Consider the following 26,202-nt stretch of genomic DNA (forward strand, 5'->3'; position numbering starts at 1 on the left):
ATTGCTCCCAATTGCGGGTGCGCGCAAGTTGATTCGGCGTGCATATCCCGGTTGACCCGCTTCGCCCCACCATGTCATATTGCCATCCTCATCAATCCACGGAAGTCCTCGCATGCGTCACCTTGCCTCCGCGCTGTCCATTTCCATCGCCCTCGCCCTGACCGGGTGCGCCACCTCGGCCCAGGGGCCGCTGACTTCAGGGCGCGATGCGCTGACCTCCAGCATTTCGGCCGACTCGCTGCGCGGCCACCTGTCGTTCCTGTCGTCCGACCTGCTCGAAGGGCGCGGCACGCCGTCACGCGGTGTTGACCTGGCAGCCGAATACATCGCGGCGCAGTTCCGCCGCGCGGGGCTCGAGGCGGCGGGCGACGACGGCTACTTCCAGACCGCGAACTGGCAATACGCCAAGCGCAGCCCGCAGGACATCGCGTTGACGGTGACGGCTGGCGGCAAGACCATGACCCTCGACGGCACGGGTGCGTCGGCCAACTTCGTCGATCCGGTCACGCTGGCGCGCACGCCTGCCGTCTTCATGACCTGGCAGGCGGCGCTGGACGATCCGGACAAGGCCAACGGCAAGGTGCTGGTCATCCCAGCCGCTGCGATCCCAGGCGCAGGCGCCGCGCTGCAAGCCAAACTGAAAAGCAAGCCGGCGCTGATCGTGCTGATCGACCGCGAACGGCGCCAGGCGCGCACGCAGGGCGGCTGGCTGATCGACCCGAGCGTGGCAGTGGCGAAAGGTGGCGCACCGGTCGTGCTGGTGCATGCAGCCGATGCCGCGACCGCGCTCGAACAGGGCGGCGCCACCGTCGCCGCGAAGATCGTCGCACCCGGGATCGCGCCGACCAAACTGCGTAACGTGATCGGCGTGCTGCGCGGCTCGGACCCGGCCCTGAAAAGCACCTATGTGATGCTCAGCGCGCACTATGACCACCTGGGTATCCGCGACGGCGAGATCTTCAACGGCGCCAACGACGATGGCAGCGGCACCGTGTCGGTGATCGAGATCGCCGCGAGCATGGCAGCGCAAAAGGAGCGGCCGCGCCGCAGCATCGTGTTCGTCGCACTGTTCGGCGAAGAACTGGGTCTGCTCGGCTCGCGCTACTACGCGAAGCATCCCGTGTTCCCGCTGAAGGACACCGTGATGAACCTGAACCTCGAGCAGCTTGGCCGCACCGACGACAGCGAAGGCCCGCAACTGCGTTCGGCCACCATGACCGGCTTTGACTATTCGACCGTCGGCACGACGCTGCAACGCGCCGGCGAGCAGACCGGCATCCGCTTCTGGAAGCACCCGACCAACAGCGACCGTTATTTTGCGCGCAGCGACAACCAGGCGCTGGCCGATGCCGGCGTGCCGGCCCACACGCTGTGCGTGGCGTTCGGCTTCCCGGATTACCACGGCAAGGACGACACCTGGGACAAGGTCGACTACGACAACCTGGCCAGCGTGAACCGCATGATCGCCGTGGCGCTGCAGGACATCGCCAACAATCCGGTCAAGCCGGCGTGGACGGACGTGCCCAACGCCGCCAAGTACCGCGCCGCGGCAGCCGCACTGCAATCGTCGAAGTAATGGTAGCCCGATGATCCTGGCCAGCCTGGCGCTCCGTCCGCCCGGCAGCGCTGCACCGCAGGCGGTCGAGCGGCTCATGCTCGTGGCCGATGCGGGGATCGATGGCGACCGCCACCGCGATCCGGCATCGCCCCGCCAGCTGCTGCTGGCGAGCGACGCAACCTATGCCGAACTCGATCTCGCTCCCCACACGCTGCGCGAAAACCTGCTGTTCGACACCCCCATCGATGCCCTGCCCTCCGGCACCGTGCTGCAGGTCGGCGACGAAGTCCAAGTGCGCCTGATGTTCGCGTGCGAAGCGTGCGGCCGGCTCGACCTGCATGGCGCGCACGTCGCCGCCCGTATCGGCGCCCGACGCGGCGTGCTGGCGCGCGTCGTGCGAGGCGGCGCCATCCGTACCGGTGACACCGTGCGCGACCTGGGGCCATTGCTGCCGGCGTGGTCGGACGACTGGCACGAACGCGTCGCGCAGGTGATCGACGCGATGCCGCCTGACACCGTGATCGAGTACGCATTGCTGGCGCGCCTGGCCGGGATCCAGTCGACCTATTGCCGCGCATTCCCGCGCTTTTTGGCGTCACTTGGGCCGGCCTATGCCGGCAAAGCGCTCGCGGCCCGCACCGCGTCGCCGCTGGCGCGATGGGATGGCGGCGGCCTGTTCGACACGCGCCGGGGTCAGGCATCTGGGCCGGACACAGAACTCAATTGTTGTTAAGTTATCCAGCGCACAGCCGATGTGTTTTGGAAATGTTTTAATGCTTCTGTCGCGCACGATTGCGGTCGGGGCGTGAGTCAAAAAATTGGCAGCTGGTGTAAGCTGAATGACAACATTTAATTTTAAGGAGCACCCCATGAAAACCACGATTACCATTTCCGCCCTGATGCTGAGCGTCGCGATGCTGGCCGGTTGCAACAAGAACGACAATATGGGCCCTGCACAAGAAGCCGGCGCTGCCGTCGACAACGCAGGTGCGAAGGTTGCCGAAGAATCGAAAGAAGCCGCCGCTTCGGTCGATGCTGCTGCTGAACGCGCTGGCGATAAGATGGAAGTTGCTGCTGACAAGGCTGAAGCCAATATGGACGCTGCTGGTCAGCGTATCGACGCGGCGACCGACCGTGCCGGTGCACGTATCGACGCTGCTGGCGCAGAAGTGCGTCAGGAAAGCCGCGAAGCTGCTGCTGCCGCTAAAGAAGCCACCAGCAACGCCACCGCTGCGGCTGGCCGTAGCGTCGAGCGCGCTGGCGAAAAAATGCAGGACGCTTCGAAGTAATTCGCACGAATTAGTTCGACCGGCAGTTCTGTAATGCGCAAGCCGCGACCCGGGCAACCGGTGTCGCGGCTTGTTCACATTGAGCATCCTGCAGCGCAACGAGCGCATCGCATTTCGCCAGGCAAACTGGTTGGTTCGCCTCTCAAAATCTCGTGTACCGGTTTCGACACGATTCTCGCCTGAGTGAGTGAACTCTTGGCCCAAGCGCGAATACCTGTTGACACTGTCAAACTGAAAAACCTACAGTTTCATTATTGAAGATCTGGTTCCGCAAAGAGAAACCCGCTTCATGGATCGGACATCGGCCATCGTTGTGGCCGGCGACGACCCGGCACCATCACAATAATGGAGACAGACCGAGTGAAGAAACACATCATCGCAATGGCGGCGCTATGCGCCTGCGTGTCAGCTGCACCGAGCGCCTCGGCGCAATCGGCCATTACCCTGTACGGCATCATCGATGCCGGCCTGACCCGCCTGACCAACGACGGCCCGCAAGGCGACCAGACCAAGGTCGATACCGGCCAGATGCAGGTATCGCGCTGGGGCATCAAGGGCCAGGAAGACCTGGGCGGCGGCATGAAGGCACGCTTCGGGCTGGAAGGCACGCTGCTCAATGATACCGGCGGCGCCGGCGTCCCGTTTGGCACCCCTTCCAGCACCAGCCTGTTCGACCGCGAAGCCACGGTCGGCATCGTCACCAACTACGGCGCCATCGACATCGGCCGCCAGAATATCGTCGGCATCATGTCGGTCGGCATGGCCGATCCGCTGGGCCTGGGCTTTGCCTCCAGCAGCCCGAACGTGCTGTTCTCGGCGATGAACAACGCCGCCGTGTATGCGCCGTATGGCGCCAACAATGGCGGCACGGCCCTGCGCCAGAACAACTCGGTCAAGTACACGTCGCCGGTCTTCAAAGGCTTGAGTTTCGCCTTGATGCGCGCATTCGGCGAGCAGGCGGGCAATGCGCAGAAGAGTTCGTACCAGGGCGGCGCGCTGCTGTACAACACCGGCAAGCTGGCCGTGGCCGGCGCCTATGCGCGCATGAAGAACATCACCGATACCGATCTGCTCACGTCGCACGCGTATGGCGTCAAGTACGCGTTCCCGGCGGTGACGCTCAAGTCGACCTACTCGTGGAACGAATTGCGCAGCACTGGCCGCAAGATCGCCGTGCTCGGCGTTGGTGCGGATGTGCCGGTGGCGCCGGCGTTCCTGGTCACGGCCGCGGCTTACCAGGTCAAGCGCTCGGGCGACCTGAAGGACGATGCGCAGCAATTCATCCTGATCGGCCGCTACCTGATGAGCAAGCGCACGACGGGCTATGTCTCGGTGGGCCACGCGGCGACCGACAGCATCGTCCAGACTGACCAGATCAACCTGGCCCAGAACTTCGTGGCGGTCGGCAGCGACTCGGCCAACCGGTTCACGATGGGCATCATGCACATGTTCTGATGACGACACACGACGACGCGCATTCCGTACCACCTTCCGCCCCACCCGGCTTTGAACGCCTCAACCGCGGCGGGCCGTATATGGCCAATCTGGGCGAGCTGTATTGCCGCAAGGTTGAGGCCGAGCGCGAAGGCGAGATCGTGTTCGCGATGCGCATCGAGGACAAGCACACGAATATGCGCGGCATCGCCCATGGCGGGATGCTGGCCAGTCTGGCCGATTCCTCGCTCGGTTTGGGCTTGACGATGTATTGCGAAGGACGCCAGTCATTCGTGACCGTCAACCTGAGCACCGATTTCATCGACGCGGCCCGGCCCGGCGACTGGGTCGAAGCGCATGTCGAGGTGCAGAAATTGGGCAAGCGGATGGCGTTTGCCAACTGCTTCCTGCAGGTCGGCGCGCGCCGCATCCTGCGCGCCAGCGGTGTGTTTGCGGTGATGAACGCGTTGAAGCCCGACCAGCTGACGGCCGGGTATTGAGCGCCGCCTGATTACGACTCAAGGCGCCGGGCGACCTCGATCAGGCGCGGGCGCACTTCATCAAGCAGGAAGGCGGTCGACACGCTCGACGAGGGGCCGCCGCAATTGATCGACATGATCTGGTTGCCACCGATCGGCATGAAGCCGACTGCGATCCCGTTGACGTCCTTCTGCCAGTCCCCGAACGAGGTCGTGCAGCCATACGTCTCGTAGTCGCTCAAGCCCTTGGCCAGACCCGTGCGCATGGCCTCGAACGCCGTTTCGTCCAGCTCCAGCGACCGGCTCAGGATATCCCTTCGTTCGTTCTCGGCGGCCCGGGCCAGGTAGGCGCGGCCGATCGCCGACGTCGCCAGCGGCATGCGCGAGCCAACCTGCAGCGCCAGCGCCAGCGCCGCGCTGCTACGGCACACCTCTACATAGATCATTGACATCCGGTCACGCATCGCGATCGACACGGTGGTGCCGGAGAATTCGGCCAGCTCCTGCATCATCGGGCGCGCCAGTTGCCGGATGTCGAGCCGGGCCAGCATGGCACTGCCCAGGCCCAGCGTGGCGCTGCTGAGCGTGTAACGCCCGCCCGGCTCCTGCGCCAGGTAGCCGAGCGTGGTCAGTGTGTAGGTGATGCGGGTGACGGTCGACTTGGGCAAGCCGCAGCGCTCAGCGATCTGCTGGTTGCTCAGTCCTTTGTCGGCTGAGCGAAAGCATGCGAGGACCTCGAGGCCGCGCGCCAGCGCCGTGATGAAGTAGCGTTCTTCGGCGCCGCGCGGCGCGTCGGCCGTATCGCTCGCATCAGGCGCCTGGACATCATCAGGAAGGGTGTCGCTCACTGGCATGGGAAGGCCCTGGATAAGAGTGGTGGTCAAATTCCATTCTAATCCAGTTCATTTCGCCACGCAAAACCGGCAAGCATTAACGATACGTATTGACGTTGTTAAACGACACCGCGCTCGCGCAAGCCGGCCAGCGTGTCTGCCGACAAGCCAAGTAACTCCTGCAGCACGTCGTCCGTCCCCTCGCCCAGGCACGGCGGGCTACTGCGAACCGGCAGGCGTTCGCCATCGAAGCGATAGGGTGAGGCCAACACCGGAACACTGCCCACAACGGGATGCGGCATCTCCTTCACCAGACCGCCCTGCTGCGCACGGGTCGACGTCAATGCCTCATGCAGACCGGCAACCTCGCCACACGGGATACCGACCCGGCTCATGCACGCGAGCAGATCGCTGCGCGTGCGCAGCGCCAGCTCGCGTTTGATCTCGGGCATCAGCTCGTCACGGTGCTGCGTGCGCGCCAGGTTGGTCTTGAAACGCTCATCCAGCGCAATGTCGGGCCGCTCGATCACCTCATTGCAAAAGCGTATGAACTGGCTGTTATTGCCCACTGCAACGACCAGTGGACCATCCTTTGCCTCATACACGCCATAGGGCATGATTGATGGATGCGCATTGCCGTAACGTGGCGGATCGTTCCCGCGCAGCAGCGCTTCCAGGCCGTAATAGGCGGTGATCATCAGCCCGCAGTCGAACAACGCCATGCCGATATGGCGGCCCTTGCCCGTCTTCTCGCGCTCGTACAGCGCCGCCAGCACGCCCTGCGCCGCATACATCCCGGTCATCATGTCGACCGCGGCCACGCCAAATTTCAGCGGCGGCTGGGTCGGTTCGCCGTTGAGCGCCATCAGGCCCGATTCGCCCTGGATCACCAGGTCGTAGCCGGGCCGCGCGGCTTCCGGGCCGGTGCGGTCGTAACCGGTGATCGAGCAGTAGATCAGGCCCGGCTGCTCATCCTTCAGCGCGTCGTAACCCAGGCCGAGCCGCTCGATGTCGCCGAACTTGAAGTTCTGGATCACGATGTCGCTCTTGCGGATCAGATCCCGCGCGATCTTTTGGCCATCGGGTGTTTTCAGGTCGAGACACACCGAACGCTTGTTGCGATTGACGCTATTGAAGTACGCGGTTTCGGTGGCGCCGATGCGCATGCCCCAGTCGCGCGTGTCGTCGCCGCGCTCGGGATGCTCCACCTTGATCACTTCGGCGCCCAGGTCGCCCAGCACCATCGCGCACCACGGCCCGGCCAGCACACGCGAGAAGTCCAGCACGCGCACGCCGGAAAGAGGCAAAGCAGATTTGTCAGTCATAACACTCCAGATACCCGGCTTCTTTACAGGGAGCCGGCAAACATCATTCTTCTCGCCGACCCGCGGCTGCAGCGCCCCGCAGTTCCGCGAAAGCGGGCGCGCGTTTCTCAAAGAAGGCCGCAATGCCTTCCTGCGCTTCGTCGTCGCCCTGCGACTGCACCATCAGCGCGGCTTCCAGGTCGAGCTGCTCGTCCAGGCTTGCGGCCCCGGCATTCTCGCACAGCACCTTGATGCGCCGGTTGGCATTGAATGGCCCGGCGGCCACGCGCTCAGCCAGCGCCAGCGCCTCTGCCAGCGCCTGCCCCGGCGCGGCCAGGCGGTTGACCGCGCCCAGCGCATGCAGGCGCGCGGCCGGCACGCGCTCGCCCAGCAGGCATAGCTCGGTCAGCATCTGGCGCGACATGCAGCGCGCCAGAAACGCTGTCGCGCCGCCATCCGGACTCAGGCCGACCTTGACATATGCCATCGAAAAGAAGGCATCGTCGGCCGCGACCACCATATCGCACGCCAGCGCCAGCGACAGGCCGGCGCCGGCCGCCCCGCCCTCGACCGCGGCAATCACCGGCTTGGGGCAGGTGCGCAGCGCGCGCACCAGGTCGTGCAGGCGTTCGACCTTTTTGCGTCGCTCGTCCGGCGCCAGTGCGCGGCGCGTGGCCAGCTGGCGCAGGTCGCCACCGGCGCAGAAAAAGTCGCCATCGCCGACCAGCACGATGGCACCGATGGCCGGATCCTGCGCCGCCTGTTCGAGCGCGGCCGGCAGCGCGTCGTACAGCGCCGGGGTGATCGCATTCTTCGCCGCCGGATTGCTGTTGACGAGAATGCGGACCGCACCGTCGGTGCGCATCATGAGGCCCGGGACGTTCATGCCGGGGTGGCCTCACTGGTCTCGCGCCCCAGGGCGATATAGCGCGCCAAATGGTGGTCTTCGTCACCCAGCTCATGGTCGATCATCACCAGTCGCTTCGCGTAGTGCGCCAGCGGCAGCTCCCAGGTCATGCCGATGCCGCCGTGTAGCTGGATGCATTCTTCCGCCACCAGCGTGCCGATCCGGCCGATGCTGGCCTTGGCGGCGGACAGGCTGCGCTCACGCGTGATGCGGTCGGCGTCCAGGGCGGAGGCGGCATTGATCACCGCCGAGCGCGCCTGCTCGATCTCGAGCAGCAGGTCGGCCATGCGATGCTGCAGCGCCTGGAAGCTGCCGATCACGACGCCAAACTGCTTGCGCGTGCGCAGGTAGTCCAGCGTTGCTTCCTTGGCCGCTTCCATGGCGCCCAGCGCTTCCGCGCACAGGGCCAGCACGCCGCGCCCGACAGCGCGTTCGATCGCTGCAAAACCGTGACCCGGCTCACCGAGCAGTGCGTAGGCACCGACCCGCACGCCGCTGAAGGTCAGCTCGGCCACGCGGCCGCCGTCCATCGTCGGCGAGCCCACCATTGACACGCCGGCCGCATCGGCAGGAACCATGAACAGCGAGATACCCGCTTCGTCATCGACCGCGCCCGACGTGCGCGCCGACACGACGATCCACTGCGCGTGTTCGGCATTGGCCACCACGGCCTTGGCGCCGTCGATCACCCAGCCATCGTCGTCGCGGCGCGCGCTCGTCCCAACCCGCGCCAGTTCATAATGTGCGTCCGGTTCGTCATGGGCAAACGCAGCGATCACGGATGCATCGGCGATACTGGCCAACACCTCTTTCTGCGCGTCGCTACCGGCTGCCGCAATGGCTTCGGCCGCCAGTACGGCACTGCCCAGCAGCGGCTCGAGCACCAGGCCACGGCCCAGCGCCTCGAACACGACCGCGATGTCAAAACCGGCCCCACCAAAGCCGCCGTCTTCTTCACGCAGCAGCATGCCCACCACACCCAGTTCGGCGAACTGCTGCCACATGGCGCTGGAAAAGCCTTCTGGCGAGGCGGCGATCTTGTGCCGCGCTTCGATGTGATATTGCTGGGCGATGAAGCGGTTCAGGCTATCGGCCAGCATGCGCCGTTCTTCTGTATGTTCGAAGTTCATGTCGCTTGCCCTTACAGTCCGAGGATCATCTTGGAGATGATGTTTTTCTGGATCTCGTTGGAGCCGCCGAAGATCGACAGCTTGCGGTTGTTGAAGTATTGCGCCGACGCGGCGGCCGCAAAGTCTGGCCCGAAGCCCGGGCCATCATTGGCCGCATCGAGCATGTCCTGCGTGAACGGGCGCGCATACACGCCCATCGCGCGCCGCGTCAGCGCATTGATCTCCTGGCGGATCTCGGTGCCGCGGATCTTGAGCATCGAGCTCTCCGCGCCCGGCACGCCGCCACCGGCCACCGCCGCGATCACGCGCAGATTGGTGGTCTTCATGTTTTCCAGGTCGATCTCGACAAGCGCCAGGCGGCGCGCAAAGCCCGGATCGTCCGCCAGCGGCTTGCCGCCGCGCGTCTGCTCCTGCGCGATGCGCTTCAGGCGCGCCAGCGCCGCCATCGAGAAGCCGACACCGGCGATGTTCGTGCGCTCATACGTCAGCAGATATTTGGCGCAGGTCCAGCCGCGATGTTCTTCGCCAACCAGGTTCTGCACCGGCACCCGCACGTCGGTGAAGAACACTTCGTTCACTTCGCGCTCGCCATCGAGCAGCGTGATCGGGCGCACGTCCACGCCCGGTGAATGCATGTCGATCAGCAGGAAGCTGATGCCCTCCTGCTTCTTGGCCCCGGAATCGGTGCGCACCAGGCAGAAAATCATGTTGGCGTGCTGGCCAAGTGTGGTCCAGGTCTTCTGGCCATTGACGATGTAATGCTCGCCCTCGGCGTCCACACCGCGCACGGCGCTGCACTTGACCGCCGCAAGGTCCGAGCCCGCGCCCGGCTCCGAATACCCCTGGCACCACCAGTCCGAGCCATCCAGGATGCGCGGCAGCCAGTAGTCCTTCTGCGCCTGGTTGCCGTACTTGATCAGGACCGGACCCAGCATGTTCACGCCGAACGGCACGATGCGCGGCGTATTGGCCAGCGCGCACTCGGTCTCGAAGATGAATTTTTCAATGGCGTCCCAGCCCGGGCCGCCGTATGCTTCCGGCCAGTGATTGGCCAGCCAGCCGCGCTCATTCAGGATCGCGTGCCAGCGCTCCATGTCGGCCTTCGACAGGTGCTTGCCATTGGCGACTTTGCTTGAGAGGTCCTGCGGCAGCTTCTCGGCCAAAAATGCCCGTACCTCGTCGCGAAAGCGCTCTTGCTCAGGGGTGAAATGTAAATCCATGATGATCCTTTAGAAAATCTCGAACAGGCCCGCAGCACCCATGCCGCCGGCGATACACATCGTGACCACGGCATACTTCGCGCCGCGGCGCCGGCCTTCAATCAGAATGTGGCCGGCCAGGCGCGCACCCGTCATGCCGAACGGGTGGCCGATCGAAATCGCGCCACCGTCGACGTTCAGGCGCTCGTCGGGGATGCCGAGTTGCTGCTGGCAGTAGATCGCCTGCGAGGCAAACGCTTCATTCAGTTCCCACAGGTCGATGTCGTCCACTGTCAGGCCGAAGCGCTTGAGCAGTTTCGGCACCGCGAACACGGGGCCGATGCCCATTTCATCCGGCTCGCAGCCGGCCACCGCCATCCCACGGAACGCGCCCAGCGGGGTCAAGCCAAGGCGCTCGGCTTCTTTTGCTTCCATCATCACGCAGGCCGACGCACCATCGGACAGCTGCGACGCATTTCCGGCAGTGACGAATTTGCCGTCGCCCATGACCGGCGCCAGCTTGGCCAGGCCTTCATAGGTCGTGCCGCGCCGGTTGCAGGTGTCTTCGGCGATCGTGACTTCACGGTGGCTGACTTCCTTCGTCTCCTTGTCGGTGACGGCCATGGTCGTGGTGCAGGCCACGATTTCCTCGTTGTAGCGGCCAGCCAGCTGCGCCGCCTCTGTCTTGCGCTGGGACTCGAACGAGAAGCGGTCCTGCGCTTCGCGGCTGATGTTGTAGCGCGCGGCGACGATGTCGGCGGTGTCGATCATCGGCAGATACAGGTCCGGCTTGTGTTCCAGTATCCACGGGTCGATGCCCGAGTCGCCGCTGTCGCGGCTGCGGATGTGCGAGATGCTCTCCACGCCGCCGGCGATGATGGCCGGTGCGCCATCGACGATGATGCGACCGGCGCCGATGGCGATCGCCTGCAGGCCCGAGGCGCAGAAGCGGTTCACAGTCGTGCCAGCGATCGTGATCGGCAGGCCGGCGCGGATCACGCTCTGGCGCGCGACGTTGCGGCCGGTGGCGCCTTCCGGGTAGCCGCAGCCGAGAATCGCATCCTCGATCATGGCCGGATCGATGCCGGCGCGCTCAACGGCGGCGCGCACGGCAAACGCCGCCAGCTGGGCGCCGGGGGTGATATTGAATTCGCCGCGGTGCGCCTTGGTCAGCGGGGTGCGGGCGGTTGAAACGATGACAGCTTCGCGCATGGCGAGTCTCCTGACAAATTGAGAACGATAGGGTCTACGCGGATTGATTCAGGCTGGCGAAACTGGCGCCCTTGTCGACCAGTTCGACCAGCAGCGGCGACGGTTGCCAGAACAGCGGATCTTCCTTGGCAAACTCGCGGATGTCGGCCAGGATCGTCGGCAGGCCGACCGTGTCGGCATAGTGCATCGGGCCGCCGCGGTAGCGCGGGAAGCCGTAGCCGTGCACGAACGTCACGTCCACATCGAGTGGCCGCAGGGCGATCTTCTGGTGCACGACGTTGGCGCCCTCGTTGATCATCGCGGCCAGGTAACGGCGTACGATCTCGGCGTCGCTGAAGCTGCGCGGCGCTTTACCTGACAGCGCACCCGCGCGGGCCCGTTCGGCATCGATGATGGCCTCGACTTCCGGGTCCGGCGTGCCGACGCGGGCGCCGTCCGGATACAGGTAGTAGCCACGCCCCGTTTTCTGGCCGAACCAGCCCCGTTCGCACAGGCGGTCGGCAATCTGCACGTAGCGCGCCCGCGGGTCACGCGTGGCGGCGCGCCGCTTGCGGGTGGCCCAGCCGATGTCGCCACCGGCCAGGTCGGACACCTGGAACGGGCCCATCGGGTAACCGAAGTCGCGCAGCGCCTTGTCGATCTGGTAAGGCGACGCGCCGTCTTCCATCATTGCGTGCGCGGCCTGGCCATACACAGCGAGGATGCGGTTGCCGATGAAACCGTCGCACACGCCGGCGCGCACCGGCACCTTGCGCAGCTTTTTCGCCAGGTCGAAGGCGGTGGCGACCACGTCGTCGGCCACCTTGGCCGGCACGACGATCTCGAGCAGCTTCATGATGTTCGCCGGCGAGAAGAAGTGCAGGCCGACGACGTCCTGCGGTCGCGAAATAGCGGCTGCAATTTCGTCAATGTCGAGGTAGGACGTATTGGTGGCCAGCACCGCGCCGGGTTTGCAGACGCGATCGAGTTCGGCAAACACGGCGTGTTTCACGGCCATGTCTTCGAACACGGCTTCGATCACCAGATCGGCCTGGGCCAGCGCGTCGTACGACGTACTGCCATTGAAGCGCGCCATGGTGGCGTCTTTCGCGTCCGGCGTGATGCGGCCCTTGGAGATCAGGCCGTCATATACCTTCTCGACATGCTTGCGACCGCGCGCCAGCGCCTCGTCGTCGCGCTCGATCATTGTGACCGGCAAGCCGGCATCGAGGACGGCAACAGCGATGCCGGCACCCATCGTGCCGCCGCCGACGACACCGATGCTACTGATCGGGCGTGGTTTGGCATTGCGCGTCTCCGGCGCCCGGGCCGTTTCGCGCTCGGCGAAGAAGGCATGCACCAGCCCGGCGCGCTGCGGGCTGTCGAGGCATTCGAGGAACAGCTTGCGCTCGAGCGCCTGGCCTTCGTCGAATGGCAGCTCGAGCGCGCCCTGCACCGCATCGACGATTTTCAGGGGTGAGAACAGGCCGCGCGATTTTTTGGCCGTCTCGGCGCGTGCGCTGTCGATCGCGGCGCGCTGGGCTGCTGTATCGGCAAGCTGCGCGGCGTCACGGGTGCGCCGGACCGGCGCCCCGCCCTGCACCAGCTCTTGTGCATACGCCAGGCCTGCTGCGAGCGGGTCGGTGCCATCTACCAGCCGGTCAACCAGGCCCAGTTTTGCTGCTTCGGCGGCACCAGCGTGGCGGCCGCTCAGCATCAGGTCGAGCGCTGCGGCGGCGCCGATCAGGCGCGGCGTGCGCTGGGTGCCGCCGGCGCCCGGCAGCAGGCCAAGCGCCACTTCGGGCAAACCCAGTTTCGCTGCCGGCAGCGCCAGGCGATAGTGCGCCGCCAGCGCGATCTCGAGTCCGCCGCCGAGCGCCGCGCCGTGGATGACGGCGATGACCAGTTTGCTGCAGGCTTCGATATCGTTGCAGACGTCGGGCAGGAACGGCGCCATGGGTGGCTTGCCAAATTCGCGGATATCCGCGCCGCCGATGAAGGTCTTGCCGCTGCCGACGATCAGCACGGCCTTGACCGCAGCGTCGGCCCCGGCTGCATCGATCGCCGTGGTCAGGCCGCGTCGGACGTCGACGCCAAGTGCATTGACGGGAGGATTGTCGATGGTGACGACGAGAATGTCGCCGTGCATGGCACGAGCGACCGGGCCAGTTGCGCCGGTGTGCATGAGCTGTCTCCTTGATTTATGTCGGATGCTACATCGGTTCGCTGTGCGAAACCGTGTTTTGCATTTCTTGTTGCGATCAACGATAACCGATTTTTCGCGAAAATGTAAACGACTTCACGGTGCCGCTTTTGCGGGAAAAACCGGAAGATCCGGTGATTCGCTATGCGAAATGGGCGCGAAACGCGTAATTACCGCGATAGGGTGTTTCGCTCTGCGAACGACCATTTCACAAAAACTGTTGACACCCTCGTTTTCGGTATGTGAATATCCGACTCAAGCCCAGCCGGAGATGCCGGGCATAGGAGACAAGAATGGACTCGATCCAGTCACTGGAAGACCCTTTGCTGGCGGCAACGGCCATCTCGCAAGAGCTGCCGCAAGAATTGCCGCAAGCGCCCCAGGACGACACGCCCGATGACGACAACGGCAAGGACCGCCAGTTCGTCACGGCGCTGGCACGCGGCCTGGAAATCCTGCGCTGCTTCCGCCCCGGCGAGGCATATCTCACCAATAGCGAGATGGCCAAGCGCACCGGCATGCCCAAGCCGACGATTTCACGCCTGACCTACACGCTGACCAAACTCGGCTACCTCACGTATTCATCCGACCAGGGCCGTTACCAGCTCGGCGCCCCGGTGCTGGCGCTCGGCTACACCCTGCTCGCCAACCTCGACGTGCGCAAACTGGCCCGGCCGGCCATGCAGGAACTGGCCGAATACGCCCAGTGCAGCGTGGCCATCGGCATCCGCGACCGCCTGCACATGGTGTATGTCGAGGCCTGCCGCGGCAGCGCTGCGGTCACGCTGCGGCGCGACGCCGGTTCGCGCATTCCGCTGGCCACCACCGCCATGGGCAAGGCGTATCTGTGCGGCCTGCCGCAAACCGACCGCGATTTTTTGATGGACCATATCCGCCTGACGGCCGACACCAACTGGCCCAAGATCAAGACCGACATCGAACAGGGCTTCAAGGATTACCAGGACCGCGGTTTTGTCCTGTCGTCCGGCCTGTGGGACGCCAACATCAGCGCAGTGGGCGTGCCGCTGCTCGACCAGGACATCGCCCGAACGATGGCATTCAACTGCGGCGGCCCGGCCTTTTTGCTGCCCTACGAAAAACTGGTCGAGGACCTCGGTCCGCGCCTGGTGCAACTGGTGCGCAACGTCGAAATCAGCATGGGCCGGCATATCGGCTAGCGGTGCCGTGGTACCGGCAATCAAGGAGCGACGCCGCCCCATGCGGTGAGGCCCCCGGCTTGCCGTCGTTTTTTACTATTCCTGTATTCACTAAAAAATAACGGAGACATGATGAAGGCAAACAAGATCGTCCTCGCCATCCTGGCACTGGGCACCGTCGGCACCGTCGGCAGCATCAACCTGGCAAGTGCCGAAGAATTTCTGGTCGGCGTGCAGATTCCGCTGACCGGACCGCTGGCGCGCGTCGGCCTGGGCACCCAGGAAGGCATCCGCGTCGCGGCCGAGGTCTTCAACAAGACCAACGGCAAGCACACGATCAAACTGATCACCGTCGACGACGAATCGGCGCCGGCCAAAGCAGTGGCGGCAGTAGAAAAGCTGGCCAGCCAGAACGTGGTCGCCATCACGGGCGGCTACGCCTCCAACAATATCTCCCCTGCCTCGGATGCCGCCGGCAAACTGGGCCTGGCCTATGTGACGTCGGGCGGCGTTGACGATGGCCTGGTCAATGCCGGTCGCAAGAACTTCTTCCGCATCAATAACACGCAGGGTTACCAGAAGGCCCTGGTCGGCCTGCTCACCGACCTGAGCGTCAAGTCGGTGTCGATCATCTATTCGACCAAGGATGCGACCCACGGCCTGGCCGCGGACGTCGAGAAAACCCTGAAAGCCAAGGGTGTGAAGGTCGTCACGCACGCGTTCGACCCGTTGATCACCGACTTCAAGCCGATCATCAACAAGGTGAAACTGCGCGACCGCTCCGAATTCATCGTCATGGTCGGTTACGAAAACGACTACGTCGGCATCCTGCGCGCCGCGCGGGTCCTCAAGCCGAGCATCAAGGGCGTGGCCGGCGTGTGGTCGCTGGCAACGCCGAAGATGGCCGCCGATTTCCCGGACCTGATGCCGAACGTGTACGGCACCGCCGTGCTGCCATTCCCGGTGCAGTTCTCGACCGAAGAAGGCAAGCGCTTTGCCGATGGCTACAAGGCGCTGCTGAACAAGGACCCGGATTACCTGGGCCAGTTCGGCTACGTCCAGTCGATGCTGCTGTTCGAAGCGATCGCACGCTCGGCCGACAAAGGCACGCTGAAAAAAGGCGGCGTGATCGAGGAAATGCGCAAGACCGATCGCCAGACCCTGATCGGCCGGGTGCAGTTCGATGCCAGGGGCGACAACCCGAACTTCACGCAGCGCATGGGCCAGCACCAGGGCAAGAAGGTCGAACTGGTATGGCCGAAAGAATCGGCCACCGCCAAGCCGGTGTACCCGGGCCTGCCCTGGTAACGCTGTGAGCGCATGAGTGAGCGCATGAGCGAGACGGGCAGGATCCCCCTGCCCGCGTGAATATTCGATTGGATGCAGAAATGACGGACTTGATTCTACAAGCCGTGTATTCCGGGTTGTTGCAGGGCGGCTCCTACGCCCTGATTGCACTGGGACTGGCGCTCGTGTTCGGCGCCATGAACGTGATCAACCTGGCGCACGGTGAACTGGTATTGCTGGCGGCGTACATCGCCTACACGGTCGAATCGCAACTCGGCTGGAATCCGCTGGCCGCGATTCCAGCCGCCGTGATCATCGTGACCATCACCTCGAGCCTGCTGTATTTCCTGGTCAGCCGGGTGACGGTGCACCGCGAAATCAATTCGCTGACGCTGACCTTCGGCGTCGGCGTGATCCTCACCAACCTGGTCCTGATGATCTGGAGCGCCGACGTGCGCACCACGAGCTCGACCTGGATGCAGGAAGCCTTCATCGTCGGCGAGCTCTACAGCATGCGCAGCGAAGTGCTGTTCTTCGGCGTGAGCCTCGTCCTGATCGTGGCGCTGTGGTGGTGGTTGTCGCGCAGCTGGTATGGCCGCGCCGTGCGCGCCGTATCGAGCAACCGCGACGCTGCCAAGCTGATGGGGATCAACCCTGGCCGCACGGAGCTGGTGTCGTTCATCGTGGCCGGCATCCTGGCCGCCTTCGCCGGTGTTGCCCTATTCAGTTACGGCGTCGTGACCCCGGGCTATGGCAGCGTACTGACCGTGAAAGCCTTCATCATCACCGTGCTGGCGGGCCTCGGCTCGATTCCCGGCGTGCTGATCGGCGCAATCCTGCTGGGCGTGGCCGAATCGCTGACGATCACGCTGGCCAGTTCGGCGCTGCAGGAGCTGGCCGGCATGGGCCTGTTCCTGGTGGTGCTGTTCGTGATGCCCAATGGTCTGTTTGGTGTGGCACGGAGGCGCGGATGAAACTCAATAAACTCCTGATCGCCACGCTGGTGGCGACGTACCTCGTGGTGCCATTCGCGCTGGGCGGCAACAGCTATGTGATGAGTCTGGTCATCGCCTCGCTGATCATCGGCGGCGTCGCGCTGTCGTGGGCGCTGCTGGGCAACCTTGGCGGCATGGTCAGCTTCGGCCATGCGGCGTTCTTTGGCGTGGGCGCCTACACGTCGGCCGTGCTGACGATGCAGTACAACGTGCCGGTCTTCATTGGCCTCGTGCTTGGCGGCGTCGGTGCGGTGCTGTCGGCGGTCCTGATGCTGCCCGTGCTGCGCCTGCGCGGTCCCTACTTTGCGCTGGCAATCCTGGCATATGCGCACATCTTCCGCATCGTGGCCACTGAATGGACCTCGGTCACGAACGGCGCTGGCGGCATTGCCAGGATCCCGGCCCTGCCGACCGTGTTCGACTACAATTTCGGCACCCACACCGGCAATTACCTCGTGATCCTGACGATGGTATTGCTGTTTGCCTGGGCCTATGACGTCATCCGCCGCAGCCCGCACGGCCTGGCGCTGCGCGCCATGCACGACAGCGAGGATGCAACGCGCGTGGTGGGCGTGAACAACACGCTGCTCAAGGGCCTGATGCTGCTGGTGTCGGCCTTTATGTGCGGCGCCGTGGGCGCCTTCAATGCCCACTACATCAACTTCCTCGAACCGGATTACGCCTTCAGTGCGGTGTGGGTGACGATCCCGATCGTCGCGGCGATCTTCGGCGGCTACCGCACCATTACGGGTCCCCTGATCGGCGCCGTCGTCGTGTATCTGGTCGACCAGTTATTCATCAAGAACTTCATGCCCACCGGACACCAGTTGGTTCTCGGCGTAGTGCTGGTCGTGATGATCATTGCCAGCCCGGATGGCCTGCTGGGCATGATCCGCAGGGCGCTAAGGAAAAAACATGCTGCAACTTGAAAACGTCACCGTCCGCTTCGGCGGCCTCACGGCGGTCAACGATGTCACGCTGGCGGTCGGCACGGGGGACCTGGTGGGCCTGGTCGGTGCCAACGGCGCTGGCAAGACCACGCTGTTCAATGCGATTTCGGGGCTGGTGCGCCCGACCACGGGCCGCATCCTGTTCAATGGCGCGGATGTGCTCAAGGCGCCGATGTACCAGCGTGCGCGCATGGGCATCGGGCGTACCTTCCAGATCCCGCAGCCGATGCACGAGCTGACCGTGCGCCAGAACCTGGAAGTGGCGCAGCGCTTTGGCACCGGCTCGGTCGACAAGCGCCGCATCGACGAGATCCTGGACTTCACCAATCTGGCCGCCAAGGCCGGGCGTGATGCATCGAGCGGCCTGGCGCTGACCGAGCTGAAGGCGCTCGAAGTGGCCAAGGCGCTCTCGACCAATCCGAAACTGCTGCTGCTCGACGAAGTGCTGGCCGGTCTGGAAACGAGCGGCAAGCGCAACTTCATGAACATGCTCAAGGACCTGCATGCCAAGTTCTCGGTCGGCATCCTGATCATCGAGCACGACATCGACACCATCAGCAATCTGTGCCAGCGGGTGGCGGTGCTGAACTTCGGCGGCATGATTGCCGAAGGCACGCCGGCCGAGGTCTTCAACAACCCGGCCGTCATCAAGAGCTATACCGGAGGCGAGGTCGACCATGCTTGAGATTCAGAACGTGCGCGCCGGTTATGGCGCGATCAATGTGCTGTGGGATTTATCGCTCAGCATCGCACCGGGCAAACTGACCACGATCATCGGCCAGAACGGCGCCGGCAAGACCACACTGCTGCGCGCCATGATGGGCTTGATCCCCGTGTCGCAAGGCACGATCACGCTCGACGGCAAGCCGCTCAACGGCACCCCGACCTGGGACATGCACAAGGTCTCGATGGCGATGATTCCCGAAGGCCGCATGGTGTTTCGCGACATGACCGTCGAGGAAAACCTGATGATGGGCGCCTTTGCACCGCAGCACCGCGCGCATGCCGCGCGCAATCTGGAGCGCTCGTTCGAGATGTTCCCGCGCCTGCGCGAGCGGCGCCGGCAGATGGCCGGTTCGCTCTCGGGTGGCGAGGCGCAGATGCTGGCCATGGCGCGTGGCCTGATGAGCGATCCGAAGGTCCTGATCATCGATGAGCCGTCGCTGGGGCTCGCGCCGGTGATGGTCAACGAGCTGTTCGCGATCCTCAAACGCCTCAAGGACGATGGCCGCACCATGATCCTGGTCGAGCAGAACACGCACCGCGCAGTGGGCGTGGCTGACCACGTCTACCTGATGCAGAGCGGTAAAGTCGTACTGTCGCAGGCAGCGAGCGAAGTGAGTCTCGAGCATCTGCACGGGTTGTATTTTGCACGCGAGACCGGGGCCACGGCATGAATCTGATCGAACAATACGGCCCGCGTGAGGCGATGGAATACGACGTTGTGATCGTCGGCGGCGGGCCTGCCGGCCTGTCGGCGGCGATCCGCCTGAAACAGCTGGCGCTTGATAAAGGCCAAGAAGTCACGGTCTGCGTGCTGGAAAAAGGCGGCGAGCTGGGTGCGCACATCCTGTCCGGTGCCGTGATGGATCCGCGCGCTATTAATGAGCTGATCCCCGACTGGAAAGAAAAAGGCGCGCCACTCAATACCGCCGTGACCGAAGACCGCGTCCTGTTCCTGAGCGAGACCAAGTCGTATGCCACGCCGGCATTCGCCATCCCGCCTGCACTGGCCAATCACGGCAACTACGTGATTTCGCTGGCCAACGTGGTGCGCTGGCTGGGCCAGCAAGCCGAAGCGCTGGGCGTGGAAATCTTCCCGGGCTTTCCGGCTGCTGAAATCCTGTACAACGAAGACGGCTCGGTCAAGGGCGTCGCCACCGGCAATATGGGCATGCGCCGTACTACCGATGGTGACAGCGAGCCGGGCCCGGAATTCCAGCTCGGCATGGAGCTGCATTCCAAATACACGTTCTTCGCCGAAGGCTCGCGCGGCAATCTGGGCCGGCAGCTGATGGCCAAGTACGAACTGAACAAAGGCAAGGATCCGCAGACCTACGGCATCGGCATCAAGGAGTTGTGGGAAATCGATCCGGCCAAGCACCAGCCGGGCCTGGTGATCCACACGGCCGGCTGGCCACTGCCGAACGATACCTACGGCGGCTCGTTCCTGTACCACCTGGAAAACAACCAGGTCGCGGTCGGCTATGTCGTCGGCCTGTCTTACCAGAATCCATACCTGTCGCCGTACGAAGAGTTCCAGCGCTACAAAACGCACCCGGCGATTCGCGGCTTCTTCGAAGGCGGCAAGCGCATTTCGTACGGCGCGCGTTCGATCACTGCTGGCGGCCTGCAATCCTTGCCCAAGACCGTGTTCCCAGGCGGCGCGCTGATCGGCTGCGATGCGGGCTTTTTGAACACCAGCCGCATCAAGGGCAGCCACGGCGCGATCAAGACCGGCATGCTGGCGGCCGAGGCGGCGTTTGCCGCGCTGGGTGAAGGCCGCACGAGCGACGAGCTGACCAGCTTCCCGGCTGCGTTTGAGAGCTCCTGGCTGCACGAAGAGCTGCACGTGGCGCGTAACTTCAAGCCTTGGATGAGCAAGGGCCTGGTACTCGGCACCATCATGACGGGCATCGACCAGATTGTGTTCCGTGGCAAGGCGCCCTGGACGCTGCACCACAAGCATGCCGACCACGAATGCCTGAAGCCGGCGGCGCACTTCAAGCCGATCGTCTATCCGAAGCCGGATGGCAAGCTGACCTTCGACAAGCTGTCGTCGGTGTTCATCTCGAACACCAATCACCGCGAAGACGAGCCGATCCACCTGACGCTCAAAAATTCGAACGTGCCGGTCGACGTCAACCTGGCCAAGTACGCCGGGCCCGAACAGCGTTACTGTCCGGCGGGAGTCTACGAGTACGTCAAGCGCGAAGACGGTGGCGACCGCCTGCAGATCAATGCCCAGAACTGCGTGCACTGCAAGACCTGCGACATCAAGGATCCGACCCAGAACATCGTCTGGGTGACGCCCGAAGGTGGCGGCGGCCCGAACTATCCGAATATGTAACGACCATTTTATAAAAGAGACCAACATGACAACCAAAGCTGCTTTCCACTGGGATGACCCGCTGCTGATCAACGGCCAGCTGACGGACGAAGAGCGCATGGTGCGCGACGCCAGCGCTGCCTATTGCCAGGACAAGCTGCGCCCGCGCGTACTCGAAGCGTTCCGTAACGAGTCGATGGATGTTTCCATCTTCCGCGAGATGGGCGAACTGGGCCTGCTCGGCCCGACCATTCCCGAACAATATGGTGGCCCGGCGCTGAACTACGTCGCCTACGGCCTGATCGCGCGTGAAGTCGAGCGCGTCGATTCGGGCTACCGTTCGATGATGAGCGTGCAGTCGTCGCTCGTCATGGTGCCGATTTTTGAATTCGGTAACGAAGCGACCAAACAGAAATACCTGCCGAAGCTGGCCACTGGCGAATGGATCGGCTGCTTCGGCTTGACCGAGCCGAACCATGGCTCGGATCCTGGCTCGATGATTTCGCGCGCCCGCAAGGTCGAGGGCGGTTATAGCCTCTCTGGCGCGAAAATGTGGATTACCAATTCGCCTGTGGCCGACGTGTTCGTCGTGTGGGCGAAGGACGACGAAGGCGCGATCCGCGGCTTCGTGCTGGAAAAAGGCTGGAAGGGATTGTCGGCCCCGGCAATCCACGGCAAGTTCGGCCTGCGCGCATCGGTCACCGGCGAAATCGTCATGGACAATGTGTTCTGCCCGGAAGAAAACGCGTTCCCGGACGTGCGCGGCCTGAAGGGTCCGTTCACCTGCCTGAACTCGGCCCGCTACGGCATCGCCTGGGGCGCGCTGGGCGCGGCCGAAGATTGCTGGCACACGGCGCGCCAGTACACGATGGACCGCCAGCAGTTCGGCAAGCCGCTGGCTGCGAACCAGCTGGTGCAAAAGAAGCTGGCCGACATGCAGACCGAAATCACGCTCGGCCTGCAAGGCTGCCTGCGCCTGGGCCGCATGAAGGACGAAGGCACGGCGGCGCCCGAAATCACGTCGATCATGAAGCGCAATTCGTGCGGCAAGTCGCTCGACATCGCCCGCGTGGCGCGCGATATGCTGGGTGGGAATGGCATTTCGGATGAGTTTGGCATCATCCGCCACATGGTCAATCTGGAAGTGGTCAATACCTATGAGGGTACGCATGACATTCATGCGCTGATCCTGGGCCGCGCGCAGACTGGCATTGCGGCGTTCTGACCGTCACGATCATTGCGTCAACATAGGGTGGACGGCACAGCTGTCCACCCTATAGTGTTCGTTCAAATGGCGAATAGCGTCTCAGCGATCCCTTTTACACCCGGCTGCAGGATGACGACTGACCCCGCGTCACCGCCAGCATTGCCCGCCCCCGCCGGATCGATCGACGTCACGAGCAGCAGATCAAGATCAGGCCCGCCAAACGCGCACATCGATGGCTTGGCCATCGGCAGTGCGATTTCCCGATCGAGCCTGCCTTGCGGCGTAAAGCGCTGCACCACGCCGCCATCGTTGGCGCAGCTCCAGTAGCAGCCATCGGCGTCGACTGCCGCACCGTCCGGCCTTCCGAGTTGCCCTGTCAGGTCCAGAAACACACGTTCGTTGTGCGGCAGGCCGGCATCGATGTCGTAATCGTACGCCCACACGAGGCGCCGCTGCGGATGCGAATCCGACAGATACATCGTGCGGCCATCGGGCGACCAGGCCAGGCCGTTCTGCGTCAGCAGATTGCGCACCACCGGCCCATGCAGCCCCCCAGCAGCGCTGTAGCGATACAGCCCGCCCACCGCGCGCGCGGCACCCATATCCATGAACATGGTGCCGCTCCAGAACCGGCCCTGCCGATCGCAGCGCCCGTCGTTGAAACGCATGCCCTCGCCCAGTTCGGCCGCCGCCGGCGCGGCCAGCCGGGAGGCGTCGAGCGCGCCATCGGCCCCCAGCGCCAGACGAAACACACCCGTCTCCATCCCGGCAATCAGGCTGCCGTCGCTGCTCGCCGCAATGCAGGCCACCATCTCGGGCGCCGTCCAGTGCAGCAGCGCGCCGCTGGCATGGTCCCTGCGCCAGATGCGGCGCGCAGGGATGTCGACCCAGTACCAGGCAGCCTGCCCCGCGTGCCACAGCGGGCTTTCACCAGTGGCGCAATGCACGCCCGCGATACGTTCAACGTCAGCAAACATCAGTTACAACCCCTTGATTTCACGGTGCTGCGGCACCAGCATTTTCATGACCGTCCACGCCACCAGGTAAGCCACGGCGCAGATCGAGAACATGATCATATACCCGGTCTGCAACTGGCCCATCGCGCCGTAATGGTCAAACAGCCAGCCACCGAGCTTGGTGAGCAGCACGCCACCCAGGCCACCGGCCATGCCGCCGATGCCAACCACCGAACCCACGCTGTGTTTCGGGAACATGTCCGAGACAGTGGTGAACAGGTTCGCCGACCAGGCCTGGTGCGCAGAGGCGCCGATGCCGATCAGGATCACCGGGACCCAGAAGCCCAGGTAGCCGAGCGGTTGCGCCAGCAGCACGACCAGCGGGCACAGGGCGATGACGAGCATGGCCTTCATGCGGCCATGATAGATGTCGGCGCCCCGGTTCAGGAACCAGGTCGGGAGCCAGCCGCCGCCGATACTGCCCACCATCGTCATGCTGTACAGGACAGCAAGCGGGATGATCATGTCAGTGGCCGACATGCCGTATTGGGCCGACATGTATTTGGGGAGCCAGAACAGGAAAAACCACCAGACGCCGTCGGTCATGAATTTGCCGAAGGCGAAGGCCCAGGTCTGGCGGTAGCCCAGCAGCTTGAACCACGAGCCTTTGACTGGCGTGCCGGTGGGCGCTACCGTGACACCGGCGTCGCTGTTGATGTAGGCCAGTTCGGCCGCCTTCAAACGCGGTTGCTGTTCCGGCGCATCGTACAACCAGATCCACAGGCCCATCCACAAGAAGCCGATGCCGCCGATGACGATGAAGGCCGACTGCCAGCCCCAGTGCGCAGCGATCAGCGGCACGGTCAGTGGCGCCAGGATCGCGCCGACGTTGGCGCCCGAATTGAAGATGCCGGTGGCGAACGAACGCTCGCGTTTCGGGAAGTATTCGGCGGTCGCCTTGATCGCGGCCGGGAAGTTACCGGCTTCACCGACCGCCAGTACCGCACGGCCGATCATGAAGCCAGCCACGGATACCGGCACGACGGCCAGGCCGATGCTGGTGAAGACCGTGTTGACCGCTTCGCCGATGCCGATCGCGTACGCGTGGCCGATCGCGCCCAGCGACCAGATGACGATGGCCAGCACGTAGGCGCGCTTGGTGCCCATGCGGTCGATCACGCGCCCGGCAAACAGCATCGAGATCGCGTAGACGAACTGGAAGGTCGCCGTGATGTTGGCGTAATCGGTGTTGGTCCAGTTGAACTGCTCGGTGAGCACTGGTGCGAGCAGGCTCAGGACCTGGCGGTCCAGGTAATTGATGGTGGTGGCAAAAAACAGCAGCGCGCAGATCGTCCAGCGATACCTGCCCACCACCGACTGCGCCGGTCTTACGTCGATGACTTGCTGATTCATGGTGATCAGTTCTTTTCAAGTTGGGTGACAGCCGGCGTCTCCTCCGGCTGGTACTGCGTCAGGCGTCGTGTGTTACTTCTCCCCGCCCACTTGCAACGTGCCATCCTGCAGGCGCGCCAGGCCCAGTGGATTGTCGTCACGCAGCGCCTCCGGCAGCAGGCTGCCCGGCACGTTCTGGTAGCACACCGGCCGCAGGAAGCGGTCGATCGCGCTGGCGCCAACCGATGTCGTGCGGCTGTCGCTGGTGGCCGGGAACGGGCCGCCGTGCACCATCGCATGCGCCACTTCGACGCCGGTCGGGAAGCCGTTGAACAGCACCCGGCCCGCCTTGCGCTCGACGATCGGCAGCAGCCTGGCGGCCAGGTCGAGGTCACCTTCGCGCGCGTGGACCGTGACGGTCAGTTGACCGTGCAGGTGCTCGGCTGCCTGCAACAGCTGGGCGGCGTCGGTAAAGCGCACCAGCACCGCGCACGGGCCAAACACTTCATCTTCCAGTGCCGGGTTGCCCATGTAGGTGGCGGCGTCGCACACGTACAGCGCAGCCTGCGCAGCGCATCCGTTGCCTTCGGTCGTGCCTTGCGCAACCAGTTGCAGGCCGTCGACAGCGTCGAATGCGGTCACGCCTTTCGTGTAGGCGTCGTGGATGCCGGCGGTGAGCATCGTGCCGGCGCCCTTGGCGCCCAGTGCCTGCGCGCTCGCGGCGACGAAGGCGTCGAGCTCGGCCCCGGCCAGGGCAAACACCAGGCCCGGGTTTGTGCAGAACTGACCGACGCCCAGCGTCAGCGAATCGACGAAGCCCTGCGCCAGCGTCGCGCCACCGGCCTGCACTGCCGCTGGCAGCAGGAACATGGGATTGACGCTGCTCATTTCGGCGTACACGGGAATCGGTTCAGTGCGCGCAGCAGCCGTGCGCAGCAGCGCCAGGCCGCCCTGGCGCGAACCGGTGAAGCCCACGGCCTTGACCGCCGGATGCGATACCAGTTGCTGGCCGATCGTGCGGCCATCCCCGAACAGCATCGAGAACACGCCTTCCGGCAAGCCGCATGCTTTTACGGCGCGCTGCACGGCGCGTCCGACCAGTTCCGACGTGCCGGGATGGGCGCTGTGCGCCTTGACCACGACCGGGCAACCGGCGGCCAGGGCCGATGCCGTGTCGCCGCCCGCGACCGAGAACGCGAGCGGGAAGTTACTGGCGCCGAACACGACGACCGGACCGAGGCCGATCTTGCGCAGACGCAGATCGGGCCGCGGCGGCGCGCGCTCAGGCAAGGCGCTGTCGATGGTCGCATCCATGAAGTACCCGTCGCGTACGACCTTGGCAAACAGGCGCAGCTGGGTCACGGTGCGCATGCGCTCACCTTCCAGGCGCGCCTGCGGCAGGCCGGTCTCGAGCTGGGCGCGCTCGATCAGCTCGGGGCCGATCGCCAGAATTTCTTCGGCCACCATCTCGAGGAACGCGGCGCGCTGCTCAAGCGGCAGCGCGCGGTACGGGTCGAACGCTTCGCTGGCCAGCTCACAGGCGCGCTCGACGTCGTCACCCGTGGCCTGGCCGAAACCAGGCTGCAGGTCTTCCCGCGTGGCCGGGTTGAAGCCGAAGACTTCCGCGCCGGCGCCGCGCACGCTGTGCGCGCCAATGATCATTTCACCGAGAATCGCCATGA

Annotated in this window: 23 protein-coding genes; 13 read left to right on the forward strand and 10 right to left on the reverse strand. The window is 64.3% G+C overall.

Annotation, left to right across the window (positions count from 1 at the left end):
• Positions 1-112: 112 nt before the first annotated feature.
• From AC56LY_RS09000 to AC56LY_RS09020, 5 genes are all read left to right on the forward strand, one after another.
• Positions 113-1,576, forward strand: a complete 1,464-nt coding sequence (locus AC56LY_RS09000) for a M28 family peptidase (RefSeq protein ID WP_499578483.1) — start codon at positions 113-115, stop codon at positions 1,574-1,576.
• A 10-nt stretch (positions 1,577-1,586) separates the two neighbouring features.
• Positions 1,587-2,291 carry an MOSC domain-containing protein gene (locus AC56LY_RS09005; RefSeq protein ID WP_499578485.1) on the forward strand — a complete coding sequence of 235 codons (705 nt, stop codon included), beginning with the start codon at positions 1,587-1,589 and terminating at the stop codon, positions 2,289-2,291.
• 136 nt (positions 2,292-2,427) lie between these two features.
• A complete protein-coding gene (locus tag AC56LY_RS09010) occupies positions 2,428-2,847 on the forward strand; it encodes a hypothetical protein (RefSeq protein ID WP_183552687.1) in 420 nt (139 codons plus the stop codon).
• Between the two features lie 360 nt (positions 2,848-3,207).
• Entirely contained in the window at positions 3,208-4,302 is a 1,095-nt protein-coding gene (locus AC56LY_RS09015; RefSeq protein WP_499578486.1) for a porin, read from the forward strand.
• Positions 4,302-4,781 (forward strand): PaaI family thioesterase, encoded by a 480-nt coding sequence (locus AC56LY_RS09020; RefSeq protein ID WP_499578488.1) that lies wholly within the window; start codon positions 4,302-4,304, stop codon positions 4,779-4,781. Before AC56LY_RS09015 ends, AC56LY_RS09020 begins: the two co-directional genes overlap by 1 nt.
• Positions 4,782-4,792: 11 nt before the next feature.
• On the opposite strand, the gene AC56LY_RS09025 is transcribed toward AC56LY_RS09020, so the two are convergent.
• The 7 genes from AC56LY_RS09025 to AC56LY_RS09055 form a co-directional block, all read right to left on the reverse strand.
• A complete protein-coding gene (locus AC56LY_RS09025) occupies positions 4,793-5,644 on the reverse strand; it encodes an IclR family transcriptional regulator (RefSeq protein WP_499578490.1) in 852 nt (283 codons plus the stop codon).
• A 68-nt stretch (positions 5,645-5,712) separates the two neighbouring features.
• Positions 5,713-6,918 carry a CaiB/BaiF CoA transferase family protein gene (locus tag AC56LY_RS09030; RefSeq protein WP_499578492.1) on the reverse strand — a complete coding sequence of 402 codons (1,206 nt, stop codon included), beginning with the start codon at positions 6,916-6,918 and terminating at the stop codon, positions 5,713-5,715.
• Between the two features lie 43 nt (positions 6,919-6,961).
• Positions 6,962-7,783: an oxepin-CoA hydrolase, alternative type gene (locus AC56LY_RS09035; protein ID WP_499578494.1), complete on the reverse strand. Its 822-nt coding sequence runs from the start codon at positions 7,781-7,783 to the stop codon at positions 6,962-6,964.
• Positions 7,780-8,934, reverse strand: coding sequence for an acyl-CoA dehydrogenase family protein (locus AC56LY_RS09040; protein WP_499578496.1), 1,155 nt, complete (start codon positions 8,932-8,934; stop codon positions 7,780-7,782). Before AC56LY_RS09040 ends, AC56LY_RS09035 begins: the two co-directional genes overlap by 4 nt.
• Before the next feature lie 11 nt (positions 8,935-8,945).
• Complete coding sequence (locus AC56LY_RS09045) at positions 8,946-10,154, reverse strand: acyl-CoA dehydrogenase family protein (RefSeq protein ID WP_499578497.1); 1,209 nt, start codon at positions 10,152-10,154, stop codon at positions 8,946-8,948.
• 9 nt (positions 10,155-10,163) lie between these two features.
• On the reverse strand, positions 10,164-11,345 hold the full coding sequence (locus AC56LY_RS09050) for an acetyl-CoA C-acyltransferase (protein ID WP_499578499.1): 1,182 nt from the start codon (positions 11,343-11,345) through the stop codon (positions 10,164-10,166).
• Positions 11,346-11,379: 34 nt separating this feature from the next.
• Positions 11,380-13,509: a 3-hydroxyacyl-CoA dehydrogenase NAD-binding domain-containing protein gene (locus tag AC56LY_RS09055; RefSeq protein WP_499578500.1), complete on the reverse strand. Its 2,130-nt coding sequence runs from the start codon at positions 13,507-13,509 to the stop codon at positions 11,380-11,382.
• A gap of 311 nt (positions 13,510-13,820) precedes the next feature.
• Here AC56LY_RS09055 and AC56LY_RS09060 point away from each other — a divergent pair, with 311 nt between their 5' ends.
• From AC56LY_RS09060 to AC56LY_RS09095, 8 genes are all read left to right on the forward strand, one after another.
• Positions 13,821-14,705 carry an IclR family transcriptional regulator gene (locus AC56LY_RS09060; protein WP_499578501.1) on the forward strand — a complete coding sequence of 295 codons (885 nt, stop codon included), beginning with the start codon at positions 13,821-13,823 and terminating at the stop codon, positions 14,703-14,705.
• 108 nt (positions 14,706-14,813) lie between these two features.
• Positions 14,814-15,992 (forward strand): ABC transporter substrate-binding protein, encoded by a 1,179-nt coding sequence (locus AC56LY_RS09065; RefSeq protein WP_499578503.1) that lies wholly within the window; start codon positions 14,814-14,816, stop codon positions 15,990-15,992.
• Between the two features lie 80 nt (positions 15,993-16,072).
• Entirely contained in the window at positions 16,073-16,945 is an 873-nt protein-coding gene (locus AC56LY_RS09070; protein WP_183552711.1) for a branched-chain amino acid ABC transporter permease, read from the forward strand.
• Positions 16,942-17,895, forward strand: a complete 954-nt coding sequence (locus tag AC56LY_RS09075) for a branched-chain amino acid ABC transporter permease (protein ID WP_499578505.1) — start codon at positions 16,942-16,944, stop codon at positions 17,893-17,895. The genes AC56LY_RS09070 and AC56LY_RS09075 overlap by 4 nt, the downstream gene beginning before the upstream one ends.
• A complete protein-coding gene (locus AC56LY_RS09080) occupies positions 17,882-18,601 on the forward strand; it encodes an ABC transporter ATP-binding protein (protein ID WP_258834311.1) in 720 nt (239 codons plus the stop codon). Before AC56LY_RS09075 ends, AC56LY_RS09080 begins: the two co-directional genes overlap by 14 nt.
• Positions 18,594-19,313, forward strand: a complete 720-nt coding sequence (locus tag AC56LY_RS09085) for an ABC transporter ATP-binding protein (protein WP_258834312.1) — start codon at positions 18,594-18,596, stop codon at positions 19,311-19,313. The genes AC56LY_RS09080 and AC56LY_RS09085 overlap by 8 nt, the downstream gene beginning before the upstream one ends.
• A 32-nt stretch (positions 19,314-19,345) precedes the next feature.
• The gene (locus AC56LY_RS09090) at positions 19,346-20,986 is read left to right on the forward strand and encodes an electron transfer flavoprotein-ubiquinone oxidoreductase (protein ID WP_499582000.1); all 1,641 of its coding nucleotides are present in this window, start codon (positions 19,346-19,348) and stop codon (positions 20,984-20,986) included.
• Positions 20,987-21,011: 25 nt separating this feature from the next.
• Entirely contained in the window at positions 21,012-22,190 is a 1,179-nt protein-coding gene (locus tag AC56LY_RS09095; RefSeq protein WP_183552715.1) for an acyl-CoA dehydrogenase, read from the forward strand.
• A gap of 62 nt (positions 22,191-22,252) precedes the next feature.
• Here AC56LY_RS09095 and AC56LY_RS09100 read toward each other — a convergent pair whose 3' ends face one another.
• The 3 genes from AC56LY_RS09100 to AC56LY_RS09110 all read right to left on the reverse strand — a co-directional run bounded on the left by AC56LY_RS09100 (position 22,253) and on the right by AC56LY_RS09110 (position 26,200).
• Positions 22,253-23,149 carry an SMP-30/gluconolactonase/LRE family protein gene (locus AC56LY_RS09100; protein WP_499578506.1) on the reverse strand — a complete coding sequence of 299 codons (897 nt, stop codon included), beginning with the start codon at positions 23,147-23,149 and terminating at the stop codon, positions 22,253-22,255.
• 3 nt (positions 23,150-23,152) lie between these two features.
• Positions 23,153-24,541 (reverse strand): MFS transporter, encoded by a 1,389-nt coding sequence (locus tag AC56LY_RS09105; protein ID WP_499578507.1) that lies wholly within the window; start codon positions 24,539-24,541, stop codon positions 23,153-23,155.
• Between the two features lie 72 nt (positions 24,542-24,613).
• A complete protein-coding gene (locus AC56LY_RS09110; RefSeq protein WP_499578509.1) occupies positions 24,614-26,200 on the reverse strand; it encodes an aldehyde dehydrogenase (NADP(+)) in 1,587 nt (528 codons plus the stop codon).
• Between the last annotated feature and the right edge of the window lie 2 nt (positions 26,201-26,202).

Source organism: Telluria sp. ZT3P25, assembly GCF_059685895.1.